The organism is Streptomyces roseochromogenus subsp. oscitans DS 12.976, from assembly GCF_000497445.1.
GTDB classification, from domain to species: domain Bacteria; phylum Actinomycetota; class Actinomycetes; order Streptomycetales; family Streptomycetaceae; genus Streptomyces; species Streptomyces oscitans.
The window spans coordinates 1,834,125-1,856,434 of record NZ_CM002285.1; the positions used below are offsets into that span (position 1 = coordinate 1,834,125).

Here is a 22,310-nt window from a genome sequence, read left to right on the forward strand (position 1 = left end):
TGGCAGAAGACCTTCAACCACCACTCGCTGTTCGCGTTCGTCGACCACAGCCCGGGCGGGGCCGCTGCGGCCCCCCGTGGCGGCCCGGCGCACCTTCGCCAACCACGAGGCCAACCCGCTCGACCCGGCCAACCTCGTGGACCTGCAGAAGCGGGTACCGACCGAGGGCGCCGACCTCGGCATCGCCTTCGACGAGGACGCCGACCGCTGCTTCGTCGTGGACGAGCACGGTGACCCGGTCTCCCCGTCCGCGGTCACCGCCCTGGTCGCCGCGCGCGAACTCGCCCGCAACGGCGGCGAGGGCACGATCATCCACAACCTGATCACATCCCGTACGGTCCCGGAGGTCGTGCAGGAGAACGGCGGCACCCCGGTCCGCACCCTGACTGGCCGTGATGCCCGGGGAAATTCGTGCCGCGCGGCCCCTGCTGGAGCAACTCGCCATCCAGGAACACACGCCGGACGCGATCGCTGCGGCAATCGCGAAGCGCTTTCCGTGAGTTTCAGTCAGCCCACACACGGGCCAGGCACCGGTGGGCGCTCGGGTCGGGCGGGTCGGTGAACTCGGTGCGGCCGTGCAGCACGACGGTGTTGTCCAGCCAGAGAAGGTCTCCCGGCTGCAGGGAGATACGCAGGACCGTGCGCCGGTCGGACAGGATCTGGTCGACTGCGTCGAGGACCGCCCGCTCGTCGGGGGTCAGGGGGACACCGGCTTCGTGCTGGGCACGTTCGATCCCGCGCCTGTTGTAGTGCACGCGCAGGTCGGCGCCGTGCCACTGGAAGACGGGGCGGAGCCGGTCGAAACCGGTCCCCCGGCCGAAGTGGAAGTCCTGGTAGAGGCGGGGGAGAGCCCAGGGGTGCTCGGTGAGCAGTCTGTTGTGTACGGCATGGCCGCTGGCCAGGAGCGTCTCCCCGCCTTGTGCTGCCTGTCGCAGGCACAACAGCCCCAGCAGTCTTGGCGGATGGGGTGCCGGGGTCCGGTCGGTGTGCAGCGCCAGCGCGAGGTTCGTCTTGCTCAGTCCGGCGTTACCGGCCACGGTGACGAAGCCCCCGGAGTCCACCGGCCTCGGAGTGCCCAGCGCGGCGGCGAGTTGCCGGCACAGTGAGGCGCACTCCTGGTCGGTGCGGCCGGCTACGGGAAGGCCCCGGATCACGACGAACCCGCGGCCGTTGCGCACGCGGTGTGCGACACGCGTGGCCAGCGCCGCCCCGGGAGGTGCTCCAGTGGGTCCCGGGTCTGCTCCCCGGCCCGGGCTGTCCAGTGCGCGTGAGCAGGCGGGCGGTAAGTCGATCAGCCAGTCCGCCTCGCAGAGGGCGTGGCCGTGCCACGCCGTGAGTGCGTCGACGGGTGCGGGCTCGGGCATCGTGCCTCCTTCTTCACAAGGGGGAGGAAGCCAAGGGGTTGGGCAGGAGCGCCCACTGCTCGCCGTCCGATGACAGCCGCATCAGCGTCAGTGCCCTGACGGGAAGGTCCTGCGTCCGCAGTGCCCGCATGTCCGGGGTCGGGGGGAGGTCGCGGGTGGCGGCGTCGAGCAGGGTGCCCAGCGTCGTGGTGCTCCCGGCCAGAGGGCCCAGCGCGCCGGTGATCAGGCAGCCGAGAACCTTGCGGCGCAGGACGGCAGGGTCGTCGTTGAGGAGTCGGCCGGTCAGCGGCGGTGCCGGGAAGCCGTGCCGGACCAGTCGGGCGGGGCTCACGCGGATGTCGGCGAGGTCCCGGTAGACGAGCCGCCGGGGCCACCCCTCCTTGTCGACAACCGCGAGGAGATTCTGCCCATGCGCCTCCAGGGCCACCCCCAGGTCGAGCAGGTCCAGGCAGACGCCGAAGGCCAGCCGCGCGAACTCGGTGATGCGCGCCAGTCGTTCGTGACGGCTGTGGGTGGCGAAGTGCCGGGGCAACTCGGCCACGGGTACCACCTGCTCCGCCGTCCCGGCGTGGACGTACGGTGACTCGCGCAGGACCGCCGCCAGGTCCGGCGTGCCCGCCCCCGCCGCCGTCAGCGTGCGCGCGATGTGCAGACGGCCGCCCAGCCGGTCCGCGACCCGCTCTGTCAGTTCGGACGTGGCCAGGGCATGGTCCACCGAATAGGCCGATATGTCCCGCACTTGGGAGGTGAGTCGGGTACTCAGCGCGGTCTTCACGTGGACCTGGTTGTCGAAGGCGAGCGTGCGCAGGGAGAGCAGCGGATGGGCCGGAGGCCCGGGCAGCACCCGCCGGCTGCCGAGGACGTGCTCGGCCTGCCAGGGATGCACCGGGAGCAGTACGGCGTTCCCGTCCCGCCAGTGTGCGGGCCACGGTCCGTACACCGTCGCTCCCGTCACGGGCACGAGCTGCAGAGCCACCACCGGCCGGTGCTCGGGCGCATAGGCCAGCTGCTCGGCGGCCGAGAAGCCGGGCCGGGAGCGGCAGGTGGGGTGGTACGGGTGGCCGTCCGGTGACTGCTGCTCCCACTCCCAGGGCTCCACCGGCGGCCCGGCCGGCGGAGGAGCCGTCCGGGACAGCGCCAACGAGGCAACGTCATGGTCGAGTTCGGCGGAGAATGCCGCGCCGCCGGGTACTCGCAGCGCCGCCATCAGCAGGGCGGGATGGTCGTACGCGACGCCGTCCAGCTCCACGGCGGCAACCGCTGTCCCCGTCGCCCACGGGTCCGACGGCGGACCGTGCAGCCGTCGCCCGTCGACCAGCCGCAGGGCGATCCCGTCACGCCCGCGGGCGCGGGCCGCGATCCAGGGCAGCGGTTCATGGACCAGCCCGCGCCACAGCCGCGCCAGCACCGTTGCCCGGGCCCCGGACAGCGCAGCGAGATAGGCAGACACCAACTCGGGGCGAAAGCTCGCCAGTTCCTCGGCAAGATCGCGCTCGGCGGGTGTGTCGCGCACACGCAAGTTCTACCGCCGGCGAACGCACGCCACACATACTGGTGATCGATGAATACTTTCGCCCGCGAAGCCGATGCACTGGCCATGGCGCCCTTGCTCAACTGCCTGCTGAGGGAAGCATCCCTGGCGGCCGGGGAACCGGTCGCCGGTCGCTCCCTCCACCGCCTGCGCGCAACCGGCCGGCTGCTGAGCGTCCGCACCGGTCACCGGCCCGGCGCACCCGAGCTCTGGACCGGCACCAGCTGGCAACCCGTGCGCCACAGCGGCCTCATCGACCTCGCTGCCCAGGAGATGCGTGCCGTCACCGGTCGCTCCAATGCCGCACTGGCCGCCGAGATGACCGCCGGCCGCGAGGTCTTGGAGGCCCTGCTCGCCGCCCGTGCCCGGGCCGCCCCACCCGACCACCCGTGGCTGCGCTCCGAACAGGCCCTGATCATGGGGCACTCCCACCACCCGGCCCCCAAGGCCCGCACCGGGGGCGGCCCGCCCGGCGTCTGGCTGCGCTACGCGCCGGAGACCTATGCCCGCTTCCCTCTCGTCCTGCTGGGTGTGCGCGAGGACACTGTGGTCGACGACGGCGACACCCGTGCCCTCGACACCCTGGGCCAGGCACCCGACGGCTATCGACTGCTACCCGTCCATCCCTGGCAGCTCGACCTCACCCACCACCTGCCAGCCGTGCGCGCCGCCTTCGCCGCCGGCCGTCTCGTCCAACTGGGCCACACGCCCTGGGACGCCCGGGCCACGGCCTCGGTGCGCACGGTCCACGTCCCCGGCGGCCCCGAACGCCCCGGAGCGTCCGGGGACCTGTTCCTGAAGTTCAGCCTGGAAGTACAGATCACCAACGACGTCCGGCGGATCCGCCGGCACGAACTGCGCCATGTGCGCCACACCGACCCGCTGGTCACCGCGGCCTTCCGGGCCATGGACGGCCCGGCGGCATGGTTGAGCGAACGCGGGCACCGCACAGTTCGTGGCCTCGACGAGACCTTCCCCGTCCTCGTCCGTGACGGCCTGGACGACCATGTGCTCCCGGGCGCCACCGCAACGCTGGCCGCAGCCCTCACCGAGGGCTTCGACGGCGATCCACTCGATCGCCTCACCGACCCGCTGCCGTGGTGGGCGGCCTACCTGAACTGCGTCGTCCCACCCGTGCTGGAGGTCTACGCCCGCCACGGCATCGCGATCGAGTGTCACCTCCAGAACACGCTGATTGCCGTCGACCCGGACGGCTCCCCCGTCCAGGCTGTCTTCCGCGACGCGGAAGGCGCCAGGGCGATCCCCGCGACGCCCCGTGAGGCCGCCTGGCAGCGCCTGGCGTACTGTCTCGTCGTCAACAACCTGACCGAGATCGTGAACGTCCTCACCCACCGCTTCCCCGAAGCCGCCGAGGCCCTGTGGCCCACGGCGCGGCGGGAGTTCCAACGGTGCGCCAGGGAGCACGGCCTCCCCGAGATCAAGGCGCTGCTCGCCGCGGCAACGGTCCCGTGCAAGGCCAACCTGCTGTCCCGCTGGATCGACGCGGACGGCACTGAACCCTGCTACGTCCCCGTCCCCAACCCGCTGGCCGGCGCCACCGGTCAGGGAGACGACGGCTCACTCACTCCCCGACGACGAGCCGAGCACTAGCCTCGCCCATTCATCAAGCAGGCTGTCCGTGTTCGGCTCGGAGGAGTACGCCGACGGGTCCGAGCAGCTGCTGCCCTGGGAACAGGTGCCGTCGAAGCTGCGGAACACCTGGTCGCGGTCGGCCTGCGCGCGCCGGGCGACACGACGCCGTTCGACGGCCGGACACTGGGTCGCCCAGCTCCCCGGAACTACGCACCGGCAGCGCACGCCCCATCGGCATGCCGCCGAGCCTCGCGTGTTCTCTGTGCGTGACCGATGAGCTGCCTGTGGAGATCACGTAGCGGTACGTGGTCGGGTACGACTGAAAACGATCTTCCGCTCCTACGATGACGCCCTCTCAGCTGATTCGGCTTCAGCTGCTGGCGCTCCAGGAGGAGCACTTGCATACCCGTTTCACATCAGCTCGGTTGGCAGCGCTGTGTTCAGCGCTGCCCCTCGCGCTCGCGGTAGGACTCATATCCCCCGCAGCGACAGCCAACGCGGCACCCGCTCTCCGTGTCTCGTCCGCGCGACACGGAGAACGACCGGTGGAAACCGGCCGAATACGAGCCAGCGGCAAAGTGCTGGTACGCGGCCTGCCGGCGGCCTCTGGGCACGCGAGGGCGTCCGATCCCGTGCGGGCGACTCATCATGGGCCCAAGCAGGGGGAACAGCCTCGGCGCACCGGGCTCTTCCCGCTTCAGCTCAAGCCCGCGTCGAATGCTGCGGCGGCCGCCCCGGCAGCGACGTCCTCCCAACAGGCCGCCACCACGTCCGGCACCTTCTACCAGCACACGCTGTTCGAAGGCGCGGACGACATCGCCCAGGGACCGACCCCGCCCGACACGGCGGTCGCCGCCGGGACCAATGACGTCGTGGAGATGGTCAACAGCAGGCTGATCATCACCGACAAGACGGGTACCGTCCTCAAGACGAGCGACCTGTCGAGTTTCTTCCAGGCTGGTCCGACGACGTTGTCCAACGGCTCCACGGCGAACCTGTCCAGCGTCAGCGACCCCAAGGTCGTGTACAACCGCTTCTCGGGCCACTTCTACGCGACCGAGCTGATCTACGACTCCGCCAACGACAGCGCGGTCAAGCTCGCGGTCAGCCAGACCTCGGACCCCACGGGAGCCTGGCTGATCTACACGGTGCACCCGACAGCAGGCACACTGCTGGACCAGCCGAAGCTCGGCGTCAGCCTCGACAAGATCGTCCTGACCTGGAACAAGTACACCGGCTCCGGCAGCAGCCAGAGCTACACCGGTACTGAGACCTACGTCGCGGACCAGGCCGAGGCCGAGAACTACGGCAACAGCATTCCGCTCGACTACGCCCTCTTCGACGACGGCCAGAACATGGTGTTCCCCGCCGTCAACGTCGACACCGACCCCAACAGCCCGTCGGATGCCTACGAAGCCTATTTCCACAAGGACTTCTTCGGCTTCTCCTACATCACCGTGAACACCATCACGGGCGTTCCGGGCAGTCTTCCCGGGGTCTCGCGCTCTTCCTCCAACGACGTGGGCATCGCCACCACCTCCTCGCCCCCTCCCGCGTCGCAGCCGAACACCTCACTGACGCTCGACACCGGCGACGACCGCATCGAGTCCGCGAGCTTCCGCGGCGGAGCACTGTGGGTGGCGGCCAACGACTCCTGCCAGCCCAGTGGTCAGCCCACGATGTCGTGCGTGCGCACCGTCCTGCTCACCAACGCGGCATCGTCCAGCCCGACCAAGGCCTTCGACGGCGACTTCTACTCGGGCAACGCGGCCATGTTCTACCCCGCCATCACCATGGACGACAGCAACGACGTCTTCCTCGCCGCCAGCGCGTCGGGACCCTCCCTGTACCCGTCTTTGGGTGTGTTCGCCGCACAGGCGGGAGGTACCAGCATCTCCGGCAGCCTGGTCAGGACCGGTCGCGGTCCGTTGTCCTGCGACGTCTGCGGATCCGCCAACCCCATCCGTTTCGGCGACTACAGCGGAATCTCCCTCGACGGATCCAACGCCAACATGGTCTGGATCGGCGGCGAATACGGAAACGCCTCATCCACCACCCTGTCACCCACCTGGGGAACCGCAATCGGGGAGTACAGCTACTTCTAGCCGCACCCCCAGTAGGAACCAGATGAAATGAGGGCTGCCTGCGCGGCCGGCCGCGCAGGCAGCCCTCCGGCCACCGCCCCACAGCCATCAGCTCGGCACGGCGGCCAGTGACCAGTCCCATCAAGGTAAGTTTTCGTGCACGAGCCAGGGAGGCGACACATGCAACCACCGCATGGACGAGGCGGTTTGTGCGCCTTCCTCGTCCTGACCACCATCCTCTGCGGCTGCGGATCACACCGCGCTACTCCCGGCGGCCAGCCCATCACAACAGGCCGCACGACACCGAATGCCACCGTCACCGTCTCCCAGCTGCCGGACACACGCAACGACCCCCCACCCGCAGCCCCCGGAACCGCCGTACTGTTCCGCAACCGCTTCAGCTACACACCGGCCCGGTCCTCGCACCCGGGAAGGTACCTCCCCATGGACCCCGCCCGCCCCTCCCTGACCGTCGCACCCGGCACCCTGATCGAAGTCCGCCTCGGAGACGGCCTGTTCATGGAACCGCCCACCAGCAGCCGAACCGGCATACTCCGACCCGCCGGAATCACCGACAGCCAACAGACCGCAACCGCACTGTTCCGCGCCGAGGCTCCAGGCACCAGCGAGCTCATTGCCAAGCCTCCACCGTGCCCCTCGAACGCCAAAGTCACCTGCTATGCCCACTACCGGGTACGGGTCACCGTGCAGAGCTGAGGTTCCCCTGGTGTGCGGGAGGTGCTGAGCAGAGCCCTGGAGCGGCTGAAGGCCAACCGCAGCGCGGGACACCCGCGCTCGCGTAGGGCACATGGCCTCAGCCAGAACGCGGGGCTGGGCGCCGTAACCGGTACCCGCCCTGTCGCCGGTACCCGCCCTGTCGGTTGAAGTGCGCTCTGGTCAGCGCCTTCCGCCCGTTCACCCCTCCCCCGTTCCCCCGAAACCGCTGCGGACACGGCATTGTTCGCGCGAGGGGAAGCGAGTCGGCGTCGTCCCCACCAGGGACTGCGCCGAGCCAGGGTCCAACCGGCCCGTGGGTGGATGCCGGCCCGGCGGTGCCGAGGCGTCTCGGACCTCACTTCCAGCGGAGTACTCAGGCGGCGCGCGCGATCTGCGACCGCACGAAGACCGTGGGGCCGTCGTCCGGGTGCTCGTGAGGGTTGTTGAACGGCACGGTGAACTCGTCCACGATGCCCTGTTCGAAGACCAGGGCCATGCTGGAGCCGCCGTAGCTGAAGTAGCCCAGCTCCTGGCCTCGCTGAACGGTGTCGCCGACACCGACCGACCAGTCGATCGAGGAGACCTCCTCCATGCCGATCACCACGGCGCACACCATGCGCCTGCCGAGTTCCTCGCTGCACTCGATGAACGCCAGTCCGCGGGTGTTGATGTGCGCCTGGTAGCTCTGCGAGTGGGTCCACGTCGTCGGGTCGGGCGTCTCGTTCCAGGCGGCGCTGAACATGAGGCCGGGCACGATCTCCAGGTGCTTGACCGTTCCGTCGACGGGCACGTGCCACCGGTGGTAGCTGTGGACGGACAGGAACGACTGGTACACGTCGCCGCCGACGAACGTGCTGACGTACTCGTCCCCGCACTGCGGGCCGTGCAGCATGTCCGTGAGCGAGTACTGCTCCTTGAGCCAGAAGTCCGTTTCCCTGGCCACGCGGCGCTGGACGTTGTAGACCGTGCCGTCGTTGGGGGCGACGACGCCGGGGTCGCCGTTCCCGCCGAGCGGACGGAACTCGTCCTTGATGGGGCGGTGGAAGAAGTCGTTGAACGACGTGAAGCCCCAGTGCTTCTCGTCGCGCCGGTCCCAGCACTGGTACTCGTACAACTTGTTCATCTCGGTCGCGGGCTGTGAGAACCAGCCGCCTTCGCGGGTGTGCAGCACGTGGGCGCTGTCCTCGCTGTTGAGGTAGTCACACCAATTCCGCAGGACGGGCCGCAGTTTGTCGTTGAACTGCGGCATGCGGAACAGGACCGAACCCGACGGCGTCAGGCGCATATAGCCGAAGAGCGCGGACATCGGCAGGAAGATCTGGTGGAGGGGGTTGCGGTTGTAGGCGGGTGCCCACCTGACGATGGCGTTCAGGTGCTCGACGAGGTCGTCCACGGTGTGGATGTGCCGGTGCTGCTCGGGCACTTCGGCGAGCATGTTCGTCACGTACATCCGGACGGTGAGGTCGGAGTGGATGAAGTCCGCCAGGTCCTGGACGGCGGGGTCGAGATCCTTCCTGAGGTCCGCCGCCCGCGGGGCGATGCTCTTGTGGAACTCGTCGACCGCCAGCGGATTCCGCGGCAGATAGCCGCCCGCCCGGCCGAAGGTGCCCTGGTAACGCGCGTGGAGCTCCTGCGGGGTGATGACAGCGGTCATGACCATCTCCTCGTCGCTCACGTTCAGTGGCCTCGATCCGCACATGCTGCCAAGTGCCGGGGATCTTTGGCACTTCGGGAATCCGGCCATCTCCGCTATGGCCATTTGCGGTCGAACATCTGGACAAGGAGCCGGATGACCGGACAGTGGCCGGTTCCGTTCCCGCAGGGGCGCCGTGGCCAGATCTCCCCCTGCCGTCCTCCCGGGCCGCCCTGCCAGGGTGTGGCCTTCGTCTTCGAGCTGAGAGGAACGACCACCATGAATGAGCGCCCCGCGCACTCCGCCCGCAGCCCCAAGAGGTGCCCGGACCCGGATCCGAACCCGCTGCCCCAGGAAGTGGCCCGGGAGCTGCACGTCTGCATGGGCCTCAACTCCTGCGCCGGGCTCGACGCCTCGGGCACGGCCCCCATGGCGGGCATGGGCACCTGCGCGACCGTCTTACACGTCTGCCACGGCGAAGGGGCCTGCCGGGGCCAGGGCGGCTGCGGCTACGCGGGCACGGACTACGAGCAGTTCCACCCGGGCGAGCAGGACTGCCGTTTCAACGGCAGCTGTGCCAGCCCGATCAACGAGAGCCGGGTCTTCTCGGCGGGCCCGCTGAAGGGCAAGAGCGTGTGGAAGCAGGCTCGCCGGCTCTTCGAGGCGCGGATGTACGCGGCGGGCAAGGCGTTCGGCCCGGCCCCGGGCGAGGGCATCGAGGACGACCGGATGCCGCACTACGACTACATGTCGCAGCCGCAGTGAGCGAGGCACGGCTGGGCCTGCCGCACCTCGGCCTCGGGGTCGGGCTGCGGACACCGCACCTCCCGTACATCCGCCGGCACCGGCCGGACGTCGGCTTCTTCGAGATCATCTCCGAGAACTTCCTGGACACCCGCGGCGGCAGACGGCACGCCCTGGCGGAGATCGCCGAACGGTACCCGGTCGTCCCGCACGGGGTCTCGCTGTCCATCGGGAGCACGGACCCCCTGGACTTCGGCTACCTGCGCAGGCTGAAGCGGCTGGCCGACGAGGTACGGGCCCCGTGGGTCTCGGACCACGTGTGCTGGACGGGCGTGCTGGGTGTGCACACCCACGACCTGCTGCCGCTGCCGTTCACCGAGGAGACCCTGGACCACGTCGTGCGCCGCGTGCGCGTCGTCCAGGACATGCTGGAACGCCGGCTGGTCCTGGAGAACCCCAGCAGCTATGTGGAGTTCCACGCCTCCACGCTCGCCGAGTGGGAGTTCCTCGGGCGGATGGCGCAGGAGGCGGACTGCGGGCTGCTGCTCGATGTGAACAACGTCTACGTCTCCGCGTTCAACCACGACTTCGACCCGGTGCGCTACCTGCGGGAGCTGCCGCACGAGCGCGTGGTCCAGATGCACCTCGCGGGGCACACCCACCACGGCACGCACATCATCGACACCCACGACGCGCCCGTGTCCGAACCGGTGTGGGGGCTGTACCGGCTGGCGACGGAGCTGACCGGCGGAGTGTCCACCCTGCTGGAACGCGACGACAAGCTGCCGCCGTTCCCGGAGCTGCTGGCCGAGCTCGACAGGGCACGGGAGCGGGCGCCAGCGGCCCCGGCGGGGGGCTCCCATGGCTGACACCACCTCGCTGGCCGCCGTGCAGCGCTGGATGCAGTCGGTGATCCTGCACCCGACGGGCGAGGACCCCGGCCACACGATCACCGCGTCCAGCCGGCTGTCGGCCCGCGAGCGGCTGCTCGTCCACCAACAGGGCTACCGGCTACGGCTGCTGGAGTGCATGCGCAGCCTGCACCCGGGGTCGGTGCACCTGCTCGGGCAGGAGATCTTCGACGGTTTCGCGCAGGACCACCTGGAGGCGCACCCCTCCCGCTCCCCCACCCTGACCGGGCTCAGCACCGGTTTCGCCGGCCACCTGGCCCGTACGCGGCCGGACTCCGGGCCCGGCGTGGAGCGCGAGGCGTGGATCGACCTGCTGATCGACCTGATCCGCTTCGAGCGGGCCTTCACCGAGGTCCTGGATGCGCCCGGCATCGAGGACGGCACGGCCCCGGCGCCGCCCCTGCGGCTGCTGCGGGTCTGCGCGCCCGTCCACGCGTACCTGGCCGCGGTGCACCGGGGTGAGGAACCGGAACCGCCCGCACAGCGGCCCGTCCATCTCGCCGTGACCCGGCGGCACTTCACGGTCGTCACCCGGGAGCTGAGCCCGGGGGCGTACACGCGTCTGCACGTCTCTTCTTCGCATCCCCCAACTTCCCCAGCGGCACCGGCATCGGAGGATTGATTCACCGTGACCACGAAGGAATCGGTTCAGGAGATCACCGACCTGCAGGACCTGATCGACCATCTGAAGGCCGCCGCCCAAGTCGAACTGTCCACGGTTCCCCTGTACTTGTACGCGACCTATTCGATCAAGACACGCGGCTATTCGCAGTGGGCGGCCGGCGCGTCGGCGCAGCGCACAATGATCGGTGTGGCGATCGAGGAGATGCTGCACCTCAGTCTGGTGCGCAACCTGCTGATCGCGGTCGGGGACACGAGTTTCCGGCTCTACGACCCGAAGGTCATCCCCACCTACCCGAGCGTGATGCTCAAGCGCCAGCCCGAGCTGCCCATGCGGCTGCGGAAGCTCTCCACCGACCAGGTCAGGAACACGTTCATGCAGATCGAGCTGCCGGCCACCCCTGCGGGGGCCGCTCTCGGCGAGATCGAGCCATACCACTCCCTCGGCGAGTTCTACGCGCGCATCGAACGGGGCATCCACAACCTCAGCTCGACCATCGACTGGGCCAAGGCGAAGAAGGACCTGTGGAAGTTCCAGTACCACCGGGCCTACTGGAACCAGAACGGCGGCTCCGACCAGCCGCGGCTCATCGTGGACGAGGCGTCCGCGATCCAGGCGATGCAGATCATCGTCGACCAGGGCGAGGGAGCTGTCGAGGACAAGGGCCTGCTCCCCGACCCGATCGTGCGCACGGACGACCACCCGCCGCAGGACATCGGCAAGTGGCAGGCGTCCCACTACACCAAGTTCTCCGACATCGCGAAGGGCCTCGACGGCATCGGTGTCGTCTGTGACGACAACGGCAGGCAGAAGTACACGATCGACGACGCCGAAGTCATCTGGCCGGTGCTCGACGACCCGGACCTGAAGACCGTCACGGCGGACCAGAGCGTCAAGGACCTGATGGAGTTCTCCAACGCCGTCTACTGCTACGTCCTGGCGCTGCTGGACGCCATCTACCGGACGCCCATGCAGGTGCATGACCCGGCGCAGGACAAGGACCTGTTCACGCAGAGCGACCGGTACGCCTACGAGCGCGGCTTCATCGCCGTGATGCAGGGAGTGCTGTACCCGGTCTGCGAGCTCCTGGTGCGGACGCCGCTCGTCAAGGGGGAGCTGTCCGTCAACGCCGGGCCGCCCTTCCAGTACTACGCGTTCAGGACCAAGCAGCCGAAGGCCGAACTCGCCTCACTCTGCGAGAAGCTGCTCCCGAGCTATGCCGCACTGGGCGGTGACGACGGGGTCCAGCGACAGATCTCACTGCTGCCGGACATCCGGCTTCCCTGACGGAACTGAGCACGCGGACGGCGCCCTCCGGCCATACGGAGGGCGCCGTCGCGTCGCAGGGCCGGCGGAGCTACCGGGCCCGGGCGATCTGCCCGTTGACGAAGACCGGAGCCCCGTTGTCCGGGTCACCGCTCGGGTTGTCCGGCGCGAGGTGGTCGACGGCGCCCTTCTGGAAGAGCAGGCACATGCTCGACCCGCCGAAGCTGAACCGGCCGATCTCCTGGCCCTTGGTGACCTGGACGTTCACCGAGACCGAGTGGGTGATCGAGGAGATCTCGGTGATGCCGACGGGCATGACGCACACCAGGCCGATCTTCGGCGCGGTGCTCTCGATGACCACGATGCCCCGGGTGTTGACCGAAGCGCCGTAGCACTGTGAGTGCGTTCCGGCCGTCGGGTCGTCGCCCATCGACTGGAGCTCGGCGAACATATAGCCGGGGACCTTGTCGACGGCCACCACCTTGCCGTCCACCGGTGCGTGCCAGCGGTGGTAGTCGGCGCCCGAGAGGAAGGTCTGGAGGACATCGCCGTCGGCGAAATCCTTCGCGTACTCACTGCCGTTGAGCATGTGTTCCAGGGAATACGGCTGTCCCTTGAGCCAGAACTGGTCCTGGCGCTTGACGCCCTGCCGCCACCGGACCACCTTCCCGTCGTTGGGCGACACGATCGCCTTGGGGTCGGTGGGCAGCGGGCGATACCTGTCCTTGAGGGCACGGTGGAAGAAGTCGTTGTACGAAGCGAGCCCGCCGTACTCCTTGCCCAGGTCGACCTCGAACTGGAAGAGCCGGAACTCCTCGTACGCGGGCGGGGAGAGCCAGCCCGTCGGCCCGTCGTTCAGGACCGTCCGGCTGTCCTGGCCGGGAATCTCGTTGCTCAGGAACCTGTACCAGTACTGGAGGACGCCGGCCAGCGCGTCGTTGAACTTCTGGTTGCGGAAGGCGTTCCACCCGGCGTCCGTCGCCATCATGTAGACGAAGAGGTGGGACATCGGGAAGAACCTCCGGGACGCCGGGTCCCAGTGGTACTCCGGCGCGGTCGTCGCGATCTGATCAAGGCACTGGAGCAGGTGCGGAATGTCGGAGACGGTCCGCTCCTCCTCGGGAACCTGCTCGATCATGTCGCTGACGTACTGCTGGACGACAGGGTCGGTGGTGAGGAGCTTCTCCAGGTCGGCCACGGGCTGGATGTGGTCGGCCTTCCACTCCGTCGCCCGCTCCGTGAACTCCTTCAGCAGCGCGTGTGCGCGCGGTCCTTCGGCAGGTAACCGCCCGCGAATCCATAGGAGTTGTAGTACCGGGTGTCGATCGCCGCTGAGGTGGTGATTCGGCTCATGTTCGTCCCCTTCCGTGTGCTCCGGCCAGCTCGCCGGGCGACCGTACTGCGCTGTCCCGGCACGCCGCAGGGGCACGATCCGGCCGGGGGGATGATCAGGCCATTCCAGACCGGCGAGCCGTACCCGGTCGGTGGGCTGCGCGACCTCAGCAGGCGGAACGGTGGCGCGGACTGCGCCATGCCGTGCTTCCTGGCCCAGGGTGTCACGACGCCGACCGAGAAGGCCCTCGCAGCCGGTGCCCGCGTCGAGCAGGGGCCGAAAACGGTGCCGGCCGGCGGCAACGACAGCGGCGGCAACACCAGCGACAGCAACAAGGACAGTGCGCGACCAAGATCGGTCTGCTGGGTACCGGCTTCGGCCGCGCACACGCAGCCGTCCACGCCGCCCGGCCCGAAGTCGAGAAGGTCGTCGTCCTCGGCCACACGCCGACCAAACTCCTGCCGCTCGCTCAGCAGTTCGGCTTCGCTACGACCATCGCTCCCGATGAGATCCACGGTGAGCTCGCCATCGGCCTCGTCGACGTCTGTCTGCCCACCCCGCTCCACGCCGAACACACCGTGCGAGCCATGGAGGCGGGCAAGGACGTGAGCGCAACCACCATACGGGGCGATGCAGTTACCCATGGCATGGAGAACACAGGCAGTACACATGTCACCCGCCGGGCCCTGCTGTCAGTCGGCGGATTGATGTTTCTCAGCGCCTGCACAGCCTCTGGCGGTATGTCTGAACACACAGGAACGTCGGCACCTGACATCGTGAAGCCCACGCATCCGGGCGACTCTCACGCCAGCGAGCCGGCCGGCGTCGAGCTGCCGGGCAGGCCGGAGTTCTACGTCCACCAGGGCCCGCGAGCCATCGCGCTGACCATCGACGACGGTCCGAACCCCGAATGGACTCCGCAGGTTCTGGACATCCTGCACCGCTACGCCGTAACCGCCACGTTCTGCCAGGTCGGTGCCCGCGTCAGCGCGTACCCCAGCCTGGTGCGGGCGGTGGCCGCCGAAGGCCACCTGATCGCCAACCACACCTGGACCCACGCCGACCTGGCCCAGGCATCCGCCACGACCGTCCGCTCCCAGCTGGAACGGACCAGCGACACGATCGAGAAGGTCACCGGCCGCCGCCCCACGATCTTCCGCGCCCCCTACGGAGCCTGGTCGGAGCCGACCCTGGCCACCTGCCGCGAGATGGGCATGCGGCTCCTGGACTGGTCCGTCGACCCTCACGACTGGTCACGACCGGGCACCTCGCGCATCGTCGAGCGGATCATGGCTCACGCCCATCCCGGATCGATCATCCTCGAGCACGACGGCGGAGGCGACCGCTCCCAGACAGTGGCCGCCCTGCGCCTGGTGCTTCCCCGCCTGCTCGACGCCGGCTATCAGTTCGTCACCCCCTAGTACGCGCGCGAAGAGTGAGGAGGAGGCGAATTGGTACCTGCGGCAGCCAAACCCGGGACTCACCCTCAGCCGTGAGGGCCGAGCTTTCCCGCCGCCTCGTTCAAAGCAGGTGTGCTGTCCGTGGTCATGGCAGGGTCCAGCGAGCCGGACGCGGTACAGCGTCCTTTCTGTATGCGGTGGCGGGATGGGCCGCTGCGCGTTTGGAGGACGTGCCCTACACGCCACCCGCCTGTCGTTCGGTGGCCGGCTCTGAGCGGACGGTCCGGATGGGCAAACCGACCTCGGCACTCGCCGAGGCGGTGGCCTCCCGCGAGGTCGTGCAGGCCGTCGCGGCCCACGTCCGGGCCCCGTTCGGCGCCGACGGGCTCATTGTCCGGGTGTTCGAAAGCGGCCGACAGCATGTGGGCGGCTCCCGCGGATACACACAGGAATTCCTCACCCTGCTCGACGGGCTCGCAGTCACCGACTCCCCGTGGCCGCCGACGTGTTCGGGACATGCGCTCCCCGGTTCATCGAGGAACGCGTGGGCGTCCCTGCCCGTGATCGCCTCCGGACACGCCTCAGCATGTGCCTGGTGTCCTTCACCGACGAGGAGCGCACGCTGCTGACCGCCCTGAGCGCTCTGGTCGGCCAGTCGCTGGAGCGGGCCCGGTTGTACGACGTGGAACACGCCCGGGCACAGGGGCTGCAGCGTGGCCTGCTGCCCCGGACGCTGCCCCGCTTGCCTGCCGTCTGCGCTGCCGTCTGCGCTGCCGTCTGCGCTGCCGCACGCTATCTGCCCGCGGGCGGGCGAGCAGGTCGGTGGCGACGCACTGCAGTGCGCGGCGCCTACCGCAACCGAACGCGGTGTGGGGCGAGCTCGTGCTGGTCGTGGGCGGCGGTCTGCGGAGGAGATCGTCTGCCGAAGCGGTCAACTCGTCGGTTCCCGCTCGCTGGCCAGACGGCCTCCTACGATCCGGCGCATCCTGGATCCCGAGCTGCTGAGGCCTGTCCGACGGGTCGCGTGACCACCGTGATGCGGCGCTGCTTCGTTGACCGCCCGCCGGGCGTGTGCCAAGGCACCGATTTCGCTGAGATGGCGGCCGCTCCCCGGCCGCCGCCTCACTCCTCGCCACCGCAAGAGAGCCGATCAAGTCAGCGACCAGTGTGGCTCAGGTGGACCACGAGCCCGCGGAGACTCGTGACTCACTCATTCCAGGACAGCTCTCCACCACAGGACGGACTATGAGACAGGCCACAACATGGGCTGGTGCACCAGACGTGGGACCGGGTTCACCTGGCCGAAACGCCGCCGAGGACCCGGCCCAACTCCTCCTAGCCACCAGGGTTTTCGGGCGACTCGACGTCCGGAACGAACCTGGGAAGGTCACCTTCCGCTCCACCACCATGGATCCTGACCGCATCACCGCGATCAAGGAGTGTGGGCATGACCGCAAAGCCGGAATTCCTTGACCTGCTGGAAAGGGCCGTCAGCGCGGCCCGCGAGCAGTTCCCGGACGCGGAATTCTACGAGGCCGACGGCTCGAACCCCGACCAGCCGACGCCGAACGTGCACGACATCGGCATGTGGCGCTTCGTCTTCCGGGTCGAGGAGGGAACCGTCTTCGTCAAGACCGCCAAGCCCTGGGGCGACCTCGACCAGCCCGAGCTGGTACCGCACCCGTGGCTTGAGGACCGCGTGATTCCGCAGCCCGTCCCCATGGACATCACCGCGGCAGACAAGCTCCTCAAGGAACAGGGCCACTACGCAGGCCCGTACACGAACGTCACACTCCGCTGGCCCCTCTTCCCGGGCGTGACCGAGCCCTCCTACTTCTTCAAGACGGTCGGCCTCGGCTTCATCTCCGTCGGCGTCTACAGCCACCAGGTCAGGCACGTCTCCTGACAACACCCGCTCCGTACGGCCATGGGCGCACTCGTGCCCATGGCCGTACGGCATTGAGCCCTCCCTCAACTTCGAAACCGCAGGTCATCGGAACTGGTGTGAGCCAGTGATCTCCATGGCGCAGGACAGCGAGGACGCTCGTGGCGATCTGCACGCAGGAAGGTCGACGTGGCCGTGGACAGCTCGGTAACCTGGACCGGTGTCGCTTCCCGCTCGGCGACGGAGAACTCCTCCAGCTCGTCGCGCACCTCCTGATGCTGCTGGCTCAACCTCTCTGTCTGCACCTCCAGTGCGGTGCGGCAGCTTCCCGCAACTGGCCAGGACCTCCCGAAGCTGACTCGTGACGAGGCGTTGCCGGCGGCCGCGCCGGACACGAAGCCGGGCGTCGGGGTGGTGGCGTTCGCCGTGCGCGGCGGTGGAACGGGTGACCGGCTCCGGCGTCGCGCGACCAGTGCGTGCGGTGGATCCTGAGGGCGGCATCGGTCGTTCATAGGTGTCCGCTACGGCACCGTTGTCGGCGGTGTGGTTGGTACAGCCGCGCTTGAGCGGACGTATCTGCCGACTGTCAGGCACGGACAGTATTCCGGCGGGTGACCGAGCACGGTCTCCGTCGGCGCGCGTAGCGCTGCGCTTGCCCTCTACCCAGGGTCAAGTTCAAGCCATCGCTTGGCTATTGGACCGCCATTGCCCGGCAAGCCCGCCTCCTCCTTCGGTAACGCCGGAGTCAGGAATCCGGAACGCGCCTTGTTTGTCGCGCACTCAACAAGTGAGGGTCGTCGCGGGCCGCCGCCCCCGCCGGGAACCGCACCGGTGGACCCCCACACCCGCACGCCTCTGTCACCCACTATCAGGAGGCTGTACGTTGCGTACGTCATCCCCCAACACCCCCCACAGAAGCGGCAGATGGTGCCGAATAGGCTCGGCCGCCGCGGCCACTGCCGCCCTCGTGCTCGCCGGACTCGGCACCGCGGCCCCCGCGAGCGCGGCCACCCCCCCTCACGGCCACGACGGCCAAGACGGTCAGCCCGAAGGCGATCGCCGCCGCGGTCGCCAAGGCCCATGTGCAGTACACCCAGCAGTGCGCCGGCACCCCGAAGAAGGGCTACGCGTCCTGCAACGCCCTGCGCGTCACCGGCGGCACCACCGCCTTCCAGGAGGAGCAGGCGGCGAAGAAGGGCACGGCGCCGCAGAGCGTCCGGCCGAACGCCGCCGCGGACTCCCCCACAGGTTACGGCCCCAGCGACCTCCAGTCGGCCTACGGCCTGGCCTCCGCCGCCTCCTCCAACGGCTCCGGCAAGACCATCGCGATCGTCGACGCCTACGACGACCCGAACGCCGAGTCGGATCTGGCCGCCTACCGCTCGAACTACGGCCTGTCCGCCTGCACGTCGTCCAACGGCTGCTTCTCGAAAGTCGCGCAGGACGGCTCCGCCAACCTCCCCACCGCCGACAGCGGCTGGGCCGGCGAGATCTCCCTCGACCTCGACATGGCCTCCGCCATCTGCCCCAACTGCAACATCACGCTCGTCGAGGCCAACTCCTCCTCGATGGACGACCTCGGTACGGCCGTGAACGAGGCCGTCAGCCTGGGCGCCACGTCCGTCTCCAACAGCTACGGCGGCTCGGAGGACCCCTCCGACACGACGTACGACTCCGAGTACTTCAACCACCCGGGCGTCGCCATCACCGTCTCCGCCGGTGACAGCGGCTACGGCGCCGAGTACCCGGCGACCTCCCAGTACGTGACCGCAGTCGGCGGCACCAGCTTGTCCACGTCCTCCAACAGCCGCGGCTGGACCGAGTCCGTGTGGAACACCTCCAGCACTGAGGGCACCGGCTCCGGCTGCTCCGCGTACGACCCGAAGCCGAGCTGGCAGACCGACTCGGGCTGCTCCAACCGCATGGAGGCCGACGTCTCCGCGGTCGCCGACCCGGCCACCGGCGTCTCGGTCTATGACTCCTACGGCACCAGCAGCAACTGGAACACCTACGGCGGCACCAGCGCCTCCTCGCCGATCATCGCCGGCGTCTACGCCCTCGCCGGCACCCCGGGCTCCAGCGACTACCCGGCCCAGTACCCCTACAACAAGGCCGGCACATCAGCGCTGAACGACGTGACCAGCGGCAGCAACGGCACCTGCTCCCCGTCGTACTTCTGCACCGCCGGCACCGGCTACGACGGCCCGACCGGCTGGGGCACCCCCGAGGGCATCAGCGCCTTCAGCGCCAGCTGATCCACACCGCATGACCTCCCCGTCGGGTCACGGGGAGCCGCCACCGTGAGGGGGACGTGGGGTCCCCTCGGCGGCATGGACGGGAGAGCGGGTCACGGCAAACCGGCCGTGAGCCGCTCTCCCGTCGGCCCCGTCATCGTCATACCGCCGCTGGCCACCGAAGCCGAGTTCAACGACGCCGGCACGAAGCTCGACGCGGACTACAGGGGCACCGTAACCGTGCGCATCGCCGAGTTGGCGCCCGATGCGCCGGACAAAATCACCGACGCCACGCGCTTCGACATGAGGGCGTGCCTCTTTCACGCACCGTGACCGCTACTGCGGTACGCCTCCGGCTCCGCCCCTGACTCGCCAGGCAGTTCCTAGTTACAGGCTCGCCTGTAGCCACCACCGTCGACTACGAACATGAACTCGCCCAGCTCGACGAGCAGGGCCTCCGGCCGCTGCGCACTGTGGCCGCGGACGAGCCCGGAGCCGGACTGTAGCGGCAGGCGGCCCCCGTAACGCTCAGGCAAGTACAGTCGAAGGCGGTCCGGTCCTTGACCTGGTTGGTGGGATCGCGGTCGATGCGGCGGGATGCGGGCGGCGCTACCACACGCCGCCTCCGCTCGCCGTATCCCGGCGCTTGGCCTTGTGACCCGCGCCGGGCGTGACGAGGAGCGACGCGCATCGGCGGTTAGATACCGAGACCGCCCGCGACGCGTGTCTCCTGGCGGGTGAACTCACCCGTCAGCAGCGGCATGACCTTGCCGATGGAAGCCTTCGCCTCAGGCAGCTGCAACGACGCGTCGTGATGCTCTTTGCTCTGCCACACCTCGCTCACCCACACGGTGTCTTCGTCCGTGACCGATTCGGTGACGACGTAGAGATCACATCCCGCTTTGCGCAGGCCGTCAGAGCCAGCAACCAGTGCGGCGACCACCTCCGCGCGGTGACCGGGTTTGACCTTCATCGAACCGATATAGCCATAGCGCATGTCACTCCTCCTGATCACGAACGAGATGCGCACACGAGCCTACCGGGCACGAGACCGACGACAGCACGGAGCAGATCTACCGCGCCGACCGCGCCTGCGCTGTTCGTCGGCTGCGGTCAGCCGGCGAGGACCCGGTCCGCTTCCGGCCCGGCCGGAAGCGCGTATCGGCCTGCCGGCGCTGTTCGACCGGTTCCCCGAGGTGCACCCGGCCGTGCCCCTGCCCGGCTCTCGCTCTCCCCGAGCTGAGACCGGCTGTCCGGGGGGCCGGGGGTCAACGCCATAGCCGCGCCTGGACGTCGTCCACCACGGGAGCGCAGTCGCCCTCGCCAGGGGCTCCGATCTGCGGGTACGGGAAGGGCCTGGGTGTGCCGTCGGCCGCGACGGCCCAGGCGACCCCCGGCCCCGGCTGTACGGCGGAGACCTGCCCGGCCGGACAGGACGGCGACTCGGGCACCTGGGCCGGGGGTGCGGACGCAGGAGGCGGGCCGTAGACGCAGAAGGCGAGGACCGTCCCTACCGGCACGGCAGGCATGGGCAGTTCATCGCCTTCGCCGGGGTCTGTCTGCCCTGCGAAGACCGGCACCTCGCCCGTCCTCGCGACGGCCGGTGCGACCGGCGGAACGCCCCCGGCAGGTCCCGGCATTCCGGCGGGATCGGCACAGAGGGACGCGTACTCCTGGTCGGCTTCCCGTACGGACTCGGCGTTCCAGCCGGGTCGGCCCGTCGGCGAGAGCGCAGTGGTGCAGCCGGTGAGGGTGGCGGCCAGCGTCATGCCCGCCGCCAGGAAGGATTTACGCATTCCGTCCGTCTCTCGAATTCTTCGTCATCATGCCGAATACCGTTGTCTCTGCGGTGATTCAGGCGCACTGGGGCGGAAATCCGTGCCGTCCCAGAACCGGCCGGAGCGTGCGTATCGCGTAGTGACTGCGGGATTTCACGGTGCCCACGGGCACCCTGATGTGCGTCGCGACATCGCAGGCCCGCGGGACGTTCTCGCGGGGATGCACGGGATGGACGTGGGATTCCACCTGCTCCTCGCCACCGGCCTCCTGGGCGCGGCGGGAGAGCATCCGGTGCTGGTCGATGGTCAGGCGCCGAGCCACGGTCAGCGGCCAGGGCAGCGCGGCGTCCGCGTCTCCTTCGAACGCCTCAGGATGCTGCCGGGCCCGCGGGAACATCTCCTGCACGAGGTCCTCGGCCCTGCCGAAATCGCCGGTCCGACTGGTGACCGCACGCAGCAGCAGCGGCGCGTACCGCCGGTGCGGCTTCGCGAGCGGCTCCCGGGCAAGAGTGGCGCTGGGGATGGCCATCGGACACTCCCTGGTCGTGTGATCGTGGGGGTCGGATCCGGCGGTGACAGCTCGGGGCCGTCTCCGGACCTGGGCCGCCCCGCTTCCGTACGGGAGAGTGGAGGGCGTCACCAAGAGGCCGCCAAGGACCCGCCAAGGCGCGGCGCCGCGGATCCTTGGGGCCGAGGAGCGCCGGCGGCGTGGGAGCCTCGTACGCCACGCCGTCATGGGGAACGCCGGGCCCGGGGCGAGGAGTTCGGTGCGGTCACCGACGGCGAGACACGGACTCATTCCGGGCGTGCCGGCGCTGCTCGCGCTGGGACTGGAGCTGGAGCTGGGCAGAATCGTTCCGTTGGAGCGGTTCTGCGAGCTGCTCCGGGGTGAGCGGCCTCCTGTGCACACGAAGCCGGCCCTGCAGGGGCTCATCGCAGCCTCCCGCAAGACCCTTTCCAGGTTCCCTCTCACCATCACCACCCGCCCGTCCGGGTACCAACTCACCGGCGACCCCGAAACGGTGGACTGCCAGGTGTCCGACGCCTTGGTGCGCAGCGCCGAGGCCGGGGCCCGCACGTATAACGAGCCCGCCGCGGCGAGGCTCCGGCACGCTCTCGACCTGTGACGTGGCCCCGCCCGGCGGGCTTGCTCGCCGGCACCCCGAGGTGCTCTCGCCCGACGAGTCACGGGAGTTGCTGTGCGACCACATCGGC

General features: G+C 69.2%; 18 protein-coding genes and 3 pseudogenes. 14 read left to right on the forward strand and 7 right to left on the reverse strand.

Annotated features, from left to right (window positions below; genetic code table 11):
- Positions 1–91 precede the first annotated feature (91 nt).
- Positions 92–391 (forward strand): annotated as a pseudogene (gene manB / locus M878_RS93885) (phosphomannomutase/phosphoglucomutase); the annotation flags it as partial.
- Between the two features lie 112 nt (positions 392–503).
- Here the strand turns inward: manB and M878_RS58020 are convergent.
- Together M878_RS58020 and M878_RS58025 are read right to left on the reverse strand one after the other, a co-directional pair.
- Positions 504–1,364: a TauD/TfdA family dioxygenase gene (locus M878_RS58020; RefSeq protein WP_023545694.1), complete on the reverse strand. Its 861-nt coding sequence runs from the start codon at positions 1,362–1,364 to the stop codon at positions 504–506.
- Positions 1,365–1,377: 13 nt separating this feature from the next.
- The gene (locus M878_RS58025; protein WP_031224516.1) at positions 1,378–2,883 is read right to left on the reverse strand and encodes an IucA/IucC family protein; all 1,506 of its coding nucleotides are present in this window, start codon (positions 2,881–2,883) and stop codon (positions 1,378–1,380) included.
- A 42-nt stretch (positions 2,884–2,925) separates the two neighbouring features.
- On the opposite strand from M878_RS58025, the gene M878_RS58030 reads away from it, so the two are divergent.
- From M878_RS58030 to M878_RS97395, 3 genes are all read left to right on the forward strand, one after another.
- Complete coding sequence (locus M878_RS58030; protein ID WP_037730081.1) at positions 2,926–4,506, forward strand: IucA/IucC family protein; 1,581 nt, start codon at positions 2,926–2,928, stop codon at positions 4,504–4,506.
- Positions 4,507–5,120: 614 nt separating this feature from the next.
- Positions 5,121–6,593 carry a hypothetical protein gene (locus tag M878_RS58035; RefSeq protein WP_158692665.1) on the forward strand — a complete coding sequence of 491 codons (1,473 nt, stop codon included), beginning with the start codon at positions 5,121–5,123 and terminating at the stop codon, positions 6,591–6,593.
- A 423-nt stretch (positions 6,594–7,016) separates the two neighbouring features.
- Positions 7,017–7,289, forward strand: a complete 273-nt coding sequence (locus M878_RS97395; protein ID WP_158692666.1) for a hypothetical protein — start codon at positions 7,017–7,019, stop codon at positions 7,287–7,289.
- Positions 7,290–7,662: 373 nt separating this feature from the next.
- On the opposite strand, the gene M878_RS58045 is transcribed toward M878_RS97395, so the two are convergent.
- Positions 7,663–8,943: a phosphatidylserine decarboxylase family protein gene (locus tag M878_RS58045; protein ID WP_063750647.1), complete on the reverse strand. Its 1,281-nt coding sequence runs from the start codon at positions 8,941–8,943 to the stop codon at positions 7,663–7,665.
- Positions 8,944–9,201: 258 nt separating this feature from the next.
- Between M878_RS58045 and M878_RS92170 the strand changes: the two genes are divergently transcribed.
- From M878_RS92170 to M878_RS58060, 4 genes are read left to right on the forward strand one after another with little or no spacing between them, the layout of a single operon-like run.
- Positions 9,202–9,687 carry a hypothetical protein gene (locus M878_RS92170; RefSeq protein ID WP_158692667.1) on the forward strand — a complete coding sequence of 162 codons (486 nt, stop codon included), beginning with the start codon at positions 9,202–9,204 and terminating at the stop codon, positions 9,685–9,687.
- Positions 9,684–10,535 (forward strand): MNIO family bufferin maturase, encoded by an 852-nt coding sequence (bufB, locus tag M878_RS58050; protein ID WP_023545701.1) that lies wholly within the window; start codon positions 9,684–9,686, stop codon positions 10,533–10,535. Before M878_RS92170 ends, bufB begins: the two co-directional genes overlap by 4 nt.
- Positions 10,528–11,199, forward strand: coding sequence for an HvfC/BufC N-terminal domain-containing protein (locus M878_RS58055; RefSeq protein ID WP_023545702.1), 672 nt, complete (start codon positions 10,528–10,530; stop codon positions 11,197–11,199). Before bufB ends, M878_RS58055 begins: the two co-directional genes overlap by 8 nt.
- Before the next feature lie 6 nt (positions 11,200–11,205).
- A complete protein-coding gene (locus tag M878_RS58060; protein ID WP_023545703.1) occupies positions 11,206–12,486 on the forward strand; it encodes a ferritin-like domain-containing protein in 1,281 nt (426 codons plus the stop codon).
- Between the two features lie 70 nt (positions 12,487–12,556).
- On the opposite strand, the gene M878_RS58065 is transcribed toward M878_RS58060, so the two are convergent.
- Entirely contained in the window at positions 12,557–13,663 is a 1,107-nt protein-coding gene (locus M878_RS58065; RefSeq protein WP_023545704.1) for a phosphatidylserine decarboxylase family protein, read from the reverse strand.
- 338 nt (positions 13,664–14,001) lie between these two features.
- Between M878_RS58065 and M878_RS000000101785 the strand changes: the two are divergent.
- The 5 genes and pseudogenes from M878_RS000000101785 to M878_RS98855 form a co-directional block, all read left to right on the forward strand.
- A pseudogene (locus tag M878_RS000000101785) lies at positions 14,002–14,346 on the forward strand (hypothetical protein); the annotation flags it as partial.
- 192 nt (positions 14,347–14,538) lie between these two features.
- Positions 14,539–15,219: a polysaccharide deacetylase family protein gene (locus tag M878_RS99660; protein WP_245238066.1), complete on the forward strand. Its 681-nt coding sequence runs from the start codon at positions 14,539–14,541 to the stop codon at positions 15,217–15,219.
- Between the two features lie 1,426 nt (positions 15,220–16,645).
- The gene (locus M878_RS47330; RefSeq protein ID WP_023545707.1) at positions 16,646–17,104 is read left to right on the forward strand and encodes a hypothetical protein; all 459 of its coding nucleotides are present in this window, start codon (positions 16,646–16,648) and stop codon (positions 17,102–17,104) included.
- A gap of 862 nt (positions 17,105–17,966) precedes the next feature.
- A pseudogene (locus M878_RS58080) lies at positions 17,967–19,338 on the forward strand (S53 family peptidase).
- 75 nt (positions 19,339–19,413) lie between these two features.
- On the forward strand, positions 19,414–19,650 hold the full coding sequence (locus M878_RS98855) for a hypothetical protein (RefSeq protein WP_209445506.1): 237 nt from the start codon (positions 19,414–19,416) through the stop codon (positions 19,648–19,650).
- A gap of 364 nt (positions 19,651–20,014) precedes the next feature.
- Here the strand turns inward: M878_RS98855 and M878_RS58090 are convergent, their stop codons facing one another.
- The 3 genes from M878_RS58090 to M878_RS92175 form a co-directional block, all read right to left on the reverse strand.
- Positions 20,015–20,314, reverse strand: a complete 300-nt coding sequence (locus M878_RS58090) for a putative quinol monooxygenase (protein WP_023545710.1) — start codon at positions 20,312–20,314, stop codon at positions 20,015–20,017.
- Positions 20,315–20,585: 271 nt separating this feature from the next.
- Positions 20,586–21,113 (reverse strand): hypothetical protein, encoded by a 528-nt coding sequence (locus M878_RS58095; RefSeq protein WP_158692668.1) that lies wholly within the window; start codon positions 21,111–21,113, stop codon positions 20,586–20,588.
- A 58-nt stretch (positions 21,114–21,171) separates the two neighbouring features.
- Entirely contained in the window at positions 21,172–21,624 is a 453-nt protein-coding gene (locus M878_RS92175) for a sigma factor (RefSeq protein WP_023545712.1), read from the reverse strand.
- Between the two features lie 277 nt (positions 21,625–21,901).
- Between M878_RS92175 and M878_RS58105 the strand changes: the two genes are divergently transcribed.
- Entirely contained in the window at positions 21,902–22,222 is a 321-nt protein-coding gene (locus M878_RS58105) for an AfsR/SARP family transcriptional regulator (protein WP_023545713.1), read from the forward strand.
- The last annotated feature ends 88 nt before the right edge of the window (positions 22,223–22,310 follow it).